The following is a 5308-nucleotide window of genomic DNA, read 5'->3' as shown; positions in this document are numbered from 1 at the left end:
CGCTGCGTCGCGTGCAGCCCGGCGGCTGGTCCCAGTCGCGCTATCAGCGCGCCGCCATGGAGGCGTGGCACCAGAACGCCGGCGACGTGACCGCCATCGCGTCGCCGCCGGTGCGGTCGGCGACCACCCGGACCCAGGCCACCTGTTCGCCGCGCTGGGCGAGCAGCGGCATCACGTGCGGCAGTGGCCCGAAACTGGCCAGGTCGCGCAGCGGCGGCGCGGACAGGTACTCGGAGAGCACCACCCGGCCGTGGCTGGCGAAGACGGCCAGGCCGTAGTCACCGACCATCGGGTCGTGACCCCGGATCACCCGGTCCAGCGCGGCGATGCTCGCCTCGTCCGCGCCCTGGTCGGCCAGGCTGCGTTCCAGGGCACGCCAGCGCAGGTCCAGCGCCGGTTTGGCGTCCTCCGTGTCGGCGGAGGCGTCCAGGTACACCGAGCACCACGGCCCGGGTCGGTCGTAGAGCGGGCGCAGGAAGGACAGCTGCATGCTCGACCCCTTTCCAGCTCGGCCCCCCGCTTACCCTGCTCGCCCGGGATGTCACCTCGTGGCCGTGAGCCCGTGACCAGGTTTCATTCACGGCGTTCAACCGGGGACATCGATACGATCAGTGAACACAAGCGGACTCTCGGTGGTGGGGATGGACAGCGGACTCGATACCCGACGGATCGTGCACCCGACGGAGCGGATCGTCACCGGGCGGCTGGTCCGCCTGCTCGACGGCTACACCCGCGAGATACGCGTCGGCCAACCGGTGCTGGTCGCGGTGCTCGCCGCGGCGGCGTTCGCCCGGTTGCCGGCCCTGCTGCTGCGCGCGCTCTTCTCGTTCGGCGGCGGCGGCACCCGGCGGCGCTGGAAGGAGCTGAAGCAGGGCCCGGAGTACCTGGTCACCCCGGTGCGCCTGCGCAACACCGCCGGTCAGCTCTGCGAGGTGGAGCTGCACGGGCACCTGCCGCAGAGCGCGTTGCACCCGGCCGACCAGGTGCAGCTCACGCTGCGCCCGCAGCGTGACCCGGAGTTGCCGCCGCGCATCGAGCGGATCGTCAACCTCACCACCGGGCAGCTGCTCACCCCGCGTACCGCGACGCTCTGGTCGCATCTCGGCCCGCCACTGCTGTTGCAGGCGGCGCTGGGCGCGCTGTTGCTCGCCGGCGTGGTGGCCTGCTCCGCAGTGACCTGACCTGACCCGGCGGCGGCCCGCGCAGCGGCCGGGCCGCGCGTCAGCCGACGGGTGCGGGCTCGCGGGCCGGGCGGCGGTCCACGCCGAGGATTCCCCTGCGACGGGCCCAGCGCTCGAAGATCAGAGTGGCGAACGGCGGCACGGCACAGGCCAGCGCCACCACAGTCACCGGCACGCTCCACCGGCGCAGTCGGGCCACCGCGAGCACCAGCAGCCCGTACGCGATGAACAGGCCGCCGTGGATCGGGCCGAAGATCTTGACGCCCAGCTCGTTGCCGGGCGGACCGTACTTGACGGCCATTCCGGCCAGCAGGGCCAGCCAGGAGCACGCCTCGGCGATCGCCGCCGCGACGAACAGCCGGGTCACCTTCTCTCGCATCCGGACGCCACCACCTCTCGGGCGGCAATGCTAACGGTGCCGGCCGTTCGCGCCCTCGTCGGCCACGCAGCGTGCGACAGGGGTCACGGAGCCCGCGACTGGGTAGGAAAGAACCCTCGGGTCTTCCCCCGCCCGCCGGCCACGTGCGAGGTTTGGGGGGGACCAGCGGTGACAGGGTGGTGACCATGGGCGAGGATGTCGGCGTACGGACCTTCAGTCGGGAGGACCGGGCCCGGTACCGCGAGAAGGTGCGCAACTGCCTGGACGTCTTCGCCGAGATGTTGCGCGAGTCGCGGTTCGACATCGACCGGCCGATGACCGGGCTGGAGATCGAGCTGAACCTCGTCGACGAGGCGTCGAACCCGGCGATGCGCAACGCCGACGTGTTGGCGGCCATCGAGGATCCGAGCTTCCAGACGGAGCTGGGCCAGTTCAACATCGAGATCAACGTGCCGCCGCGGCGGCTGACCGGCACCGGCACCGCCGACTTCGAGGAGCACGTGCGGGCCAGCCTCAACGCCGCCGAGGAGAAGGCGCGGGCGATCGGCGCGCACATGGTCATGATCGGCATCCTGCCGACGTTGCGCCCCGAGCACCTGACCGCCGAGACGCTCTCGGCGAACCCGCGCTACAAGCTGCTCAACGAGCAGATCTTCGCCGCCCGGGGTGAGGACCTGCCGATCGCCATCAGCGGGGTGGAGCGCCTGGCGGTCACCGCCGACACGATCACCCCGGAGGCGGCCTGCACGAGCACCCAGTTCCACCTCCAGGTCAGCCCGGCGCAGTTCGCGGACTACTGGAACGCCGCCCAGGTGGTCGCCGGCATCCAGGTGGCGTTGGGCGCGAACGCGCCGCTGTTCTTCGGCCGGGAGCTGTGGCGCGAGACCCGCATCCCGCTGTTCCAGCAGGCCACCGACACCCGGCCGGAAGAGATCAAAGCCCAGGGGGTACGCCCCAGAGTCTGGTTCGGCGAGCGGTGGATCACCAGCGTGTTCGACCTGTTCGAGGAGAACGTCCGCTACTTCCCGGCGCTGCTGCCGGTGTGCGACCCGCAGGACCCGGCGCAGACCCTCGCGGCCGGCGAGGTGCCCAACCTCGCCGAGCTGCGGCTGCACAACGGCACGATCTACCGCTGGAACCGCCCGGTGTACGACGTGTCGCGCGGCCGGCCGCACCTGCGCGTCGAGAACCGGGTGCTGCCGGCCGGGCCGACCGTGCTGGACACCATCGCCAACGGCGCCTTCTACTTCGGACTGGTCCGCGCCCTGGCCGAGTCGGATCGCCCACTGTGGTCCCAGATGTCGTTCAGCGCCGCCGAGGAGAACTTCACCAGTTGCGCCCGGCACGGCATCGACGCGCAGGTCTTCTGGCCCGGCCTCGGTTACCTGCCGGTCACCGAGCTGGTGCTGCGCCGGCTGCTGCCGATGGCGCACCACGGCCTGGACCGGTGGGGCCTCGATCCGACCGAGCGCGACCGGCTGCTGGGCATCATCGAGCAGCGCTGCCTGACCAGCCGCAACGGCGCGACCTGGCAGGTGGAAACGCTGCACCGGTTGGAGTCCGCCGATCACCTGGACCGGCCGGAGGCGCTGCGCGAGGTGGTCCGGCACTACGTGACGCTGATGCACAGCAACCGGCCGGTGCACGAGTGGCCGATCCCCTGATCTGCGGCGACGGTCAACCGCGCGGTGTCGGCACGCCGAACAGGTCGATGATGCCGCCCGGCAGTTGGGCGAGCAGGTCCTGTCGCTCGTCGTCGTCGAGGGCCTCGGCGACGGTACGCAGCACCGCCTGGGCGTGTTGACGCACCTGGTCCGCGTTCGCGACCTGCTCCCGGTCGCCGACGTGCTTGAGGAACTCACCGATGTCCCACCGGCGGCCCTGCGGATTACGGGTGACCGACGCGTCCAGCCGATCCGGTAGCTGTGCCGCCAGGTGGTCGGCCTCCTGGCCGGCGAGCCGTTCGCCGAGCACCGACAGGACGGCCTGTACGGACCGCACGGCCTCGTTCTCCCCGAGGCCCGCACGCTGGCGCACCGTGGCGATCATCTGGTCGTACTCCATGACCCGCTCCTTCCGTCTGCTCGGCCGGCCGTGCGGCCCGCCGGGCGAACGGGGCGGTTTCCCCGGCTCGCCGGGCACAAACGGGGTGGCGCGGCGTCCGGTGGTGCGGTGTCTGGGTAGCGGTGGACCGGCACGGGTGCCCCGTCCCGGAATCACCTCCCGGCGAGCGCTGCGGCCGGCGGATCGTCGCGCAGCCGGCTGTAAAGATCTCCGTCGCGCCATCCGACGCCCCTCCCCCGCCACTCGGGGAGCAGCACGATCCCGATCTTCGAGTACGACGCCGCCCCCGAATACCGCCCGGAGGGCCGCGCGCGGCGGCCGGTCGACGCTCAGGCCTTGAGGAGCACCTTCGTGCAGTCGTCCTGCTTCTTCTGGAAGATCTTGTAGCCTTTCGCGGCGTCGCGCAGCGGCAGCCGGTGGCTGACGACGAAGCTCGGGTCGATCTCGCCGAGCTGGATGCGTTCCAGCAGTGGCCGGGTGTAGCGCTGCACGTGACACTGGCCGGTCCGCATGATCAGCGACCGGTTCATGAACGCGCCCATCGGGAACTTGTCGACGAAGCCCCCGTACGCGCCGATGACCGACACCACCCCGCCGGAGCGGCAGGCCAGGATCGCCTCGCGCAGCGCGAAGGGCCGTTCCGTCTCGGTCCGCGTGGCCTGTTTGGCCCGGTCGTACGCGTACAGGGCCGCGTTGCCGTGGTGGCCCTCCAGGCCGACCGCGTCGATGCACGCGTCCGGCCCCCGGCCGGCGGTCATCTCGTCGAGGGTGTCCAGCACGTCGGCCTCGGCATAGTTGATCGTCTCGGCGCCGACGTGCTCCTCGGCGAGCCGCAGCCGGTACGGGAACCGGTCGATGACGATCACGCGCTCCGCGCCGAGCAGCCGGGCGCTGGCGGCGGCGAGCAGCCCGACCGGTCCCGCGCCCCAGACCGCGATGACCTGCCCCGGTTTGATGTCGCACATCTCGGCGCCCATGTAGCCGGTCGGGAAGGCGTCGGCGAGCATGACCGCCTGGTCGTCGGGGATGTAGTCGGGCACCTTGAGCGGGCCGACGTCGGCGAACGGCACCCGGGCGTACTCGGCCTGACCGCCCGCGTACCCGCCGAGGAGGTGGGAGTAGCCGAAGATGCCGGCCGGCGAGTGGCCCATGACCTTCTCGGCGATCCCGGCGTTGGGGTTGGAGTTCTCGCACACCGAGTACAGGCCCCGCTGGCACGACGAGCAGTGCCCACAGGCGATCGGGAAGGGCACCACCACCCGGTCGCCGGGCTTGAGGTTGCGCACCTGCGGGCCCACCTCCACCACCTCGCCCATGAACTCGTGGCCGAGGATGTCTCCCTTGCGCATGGCCGGGATGTAGCCGTGGTAGAGGTGCAGGTCGGAGCCGCAGATCGCGGTGGTGCTGATCTTCACGATCGCGTCGCGGGCATTCATGATCGTCGGGTCGGGCACGTCGATCACCTTGACGCTGTCGGTGCCCATCCAGGCGGTGGCCTTCATCTCCGCGGTCCCTTTCGACGGCGTGGGTGGTCAGCGACGGGCCGCCGGCAGCGGCTGCGCGGGCCGCTGCATGGCCTGCTGGCGTACGGAGATGCCGTTCGGGCTGCCCTCGGAGCGGACCACCTCGCCGGCCTCCAGCACCTGCTTGAACCGGCGCAGGTCGTCGCGGACCTGCTGCTCGG

At 71.4% G+C, this 5308-nt stretch carries 5 protein-coding genes and 1 pseudogene; 2 read left to right on the top strand and 4 right to left on the bottom strand.

Annotated elements, in window-relative coordinates; all coding sequences use genetic code 11:
- Window positions 1-82 precede the first annotated feature (82 nt).
- Window positions 83-490: pseudogene (locus AB0J68_RS26440) on the bottom strand (peptide chain release factor 1); the annotation flags it as partial.
- A 142-nt stretch (window positions 491-632) separates the two neighbouring features.
- Here AB0J68_RS26440 and AB0J68_RS26435 point away from each other — a divergent pair.
- Entirely contained in the window at window positions 633-1181 is a 549-nt protein-coding gene (locus tag AB0J68_RS26435) for a hypothetical protein (protein ID WP_354863085.1), read from the top strand.
- 40 nt (window positions 1182-1221) lie between these two features.
- On the opposite strand, the gene AB0J68_RS26430 is transcribed toward AB0J68_RS26435, so the two are convergent.
- On the bottom strand, window positions 1222-1560 hold the full coding sequence (locus AB0J68_RS26430; protein ID WP_363940932.1) for a DUF3817 domain-containing protein: 339 nt from the start codon (window positions 1558-1560) through the stop codon (window positions 1222-1224).
- A gap of 185 nt (window positions 1561-1745) precedes the next feature.
- Between AB0J68_RS26430 and AB0J68_RS26425 the strand changes: the two genes are divergently transcribed.
- Window positions 1746-3224 carry a glutamate--cysteine ligase gene (locus AB0J68_RS26425; protein ID WP_354863078.1) on the top strand — a complete coding sequence of 493 codons (1479 nt, stop codon included), beginning with the start codon at window positions 1746-1748 and terminating at the stop codon, window positions 3222-3224.
- A 13-nt stretch (window positions 3225-3237) separates the two neighbouring features.
- Here the strand turns inward: AB0J68_RS26425 and AB0J68_RS26420 are convergent, their stop codons facing one another.
- Both AB0J68_RS26420 and AB0J68_RS26415 read right to left on the bottom strand, forming a co-directional pair.
- Complete coding sequence (locus AB0J68_RS26420) at window positions 3238-3624, bottom strand: DUF2267 domain-containing protein (protein ID WP_363940930.1); 387 nt, start codon at window positions 3622-3624, stop codon at window positions 3238-3240.
- 329 nt (window positions 3625-3953) lie between these two features.
- The gene (locus tag AB0J68_RS26415; protein WP_355067256.1) at window positions 3954-5126 is read right to left on the bottom strand and encodes a zinc-dependent alcohol dehydrogenase; all 1173 of its coding nucleotides are present in this window, start codon (window positions 5124-5126) and stop codon (window positions 3954-3956) included.
- Between the last annotated feature and the right edge of the window lie 182 nt (window positions 5127-5308).

The organism is Micromonospora sp. NPDC049580, assembly GCF_040675595.1.
Classification (GTDB): domain Bacteria; phylum Actinomycetota; class Actinomycetes; order Mycobacteriales; family Micromonosporaceae; genus Micromonospora.
This window is presented reverse-complemented; position numbering and strand designations above follow the sequence as displayed.

What these genes read in the sequence shown, in the direction of transcription:
- AB0J68_RS26420 (WP_363940930.1), bottom strand. Translation starts at nt 3,624, where the DNA reads ATGGAGTACGACCAGATGATCGCCACGGTGCGCCAGCGTGCGGGCCTC.
- AB0J68_RS26415 (WP_355067256.1), bottom strand. Translation starts at nt 5,126, where the DNA reads ATGAAGGCCACCGCCTGGATGGGCACCGACAGCGTCAAGGTGATCGAC.
- AB0J68_RS26425 (WP_354863078.1), top strand. Translation starts at nt 1,746, where the DNA reads ATGGGCGAGGATGTCGGCGTACGGACCTTCAGTCGGGAGGACCGGGCC.
- AB0J68_RS26430 (WP_363940932.1), bottom strand. Translation starts at nt 1,560, where the DNA reads ATGCGAGAGAAGGTGACCCGGCTGTTCGTCGCGGCGGCGATCGCCGAG.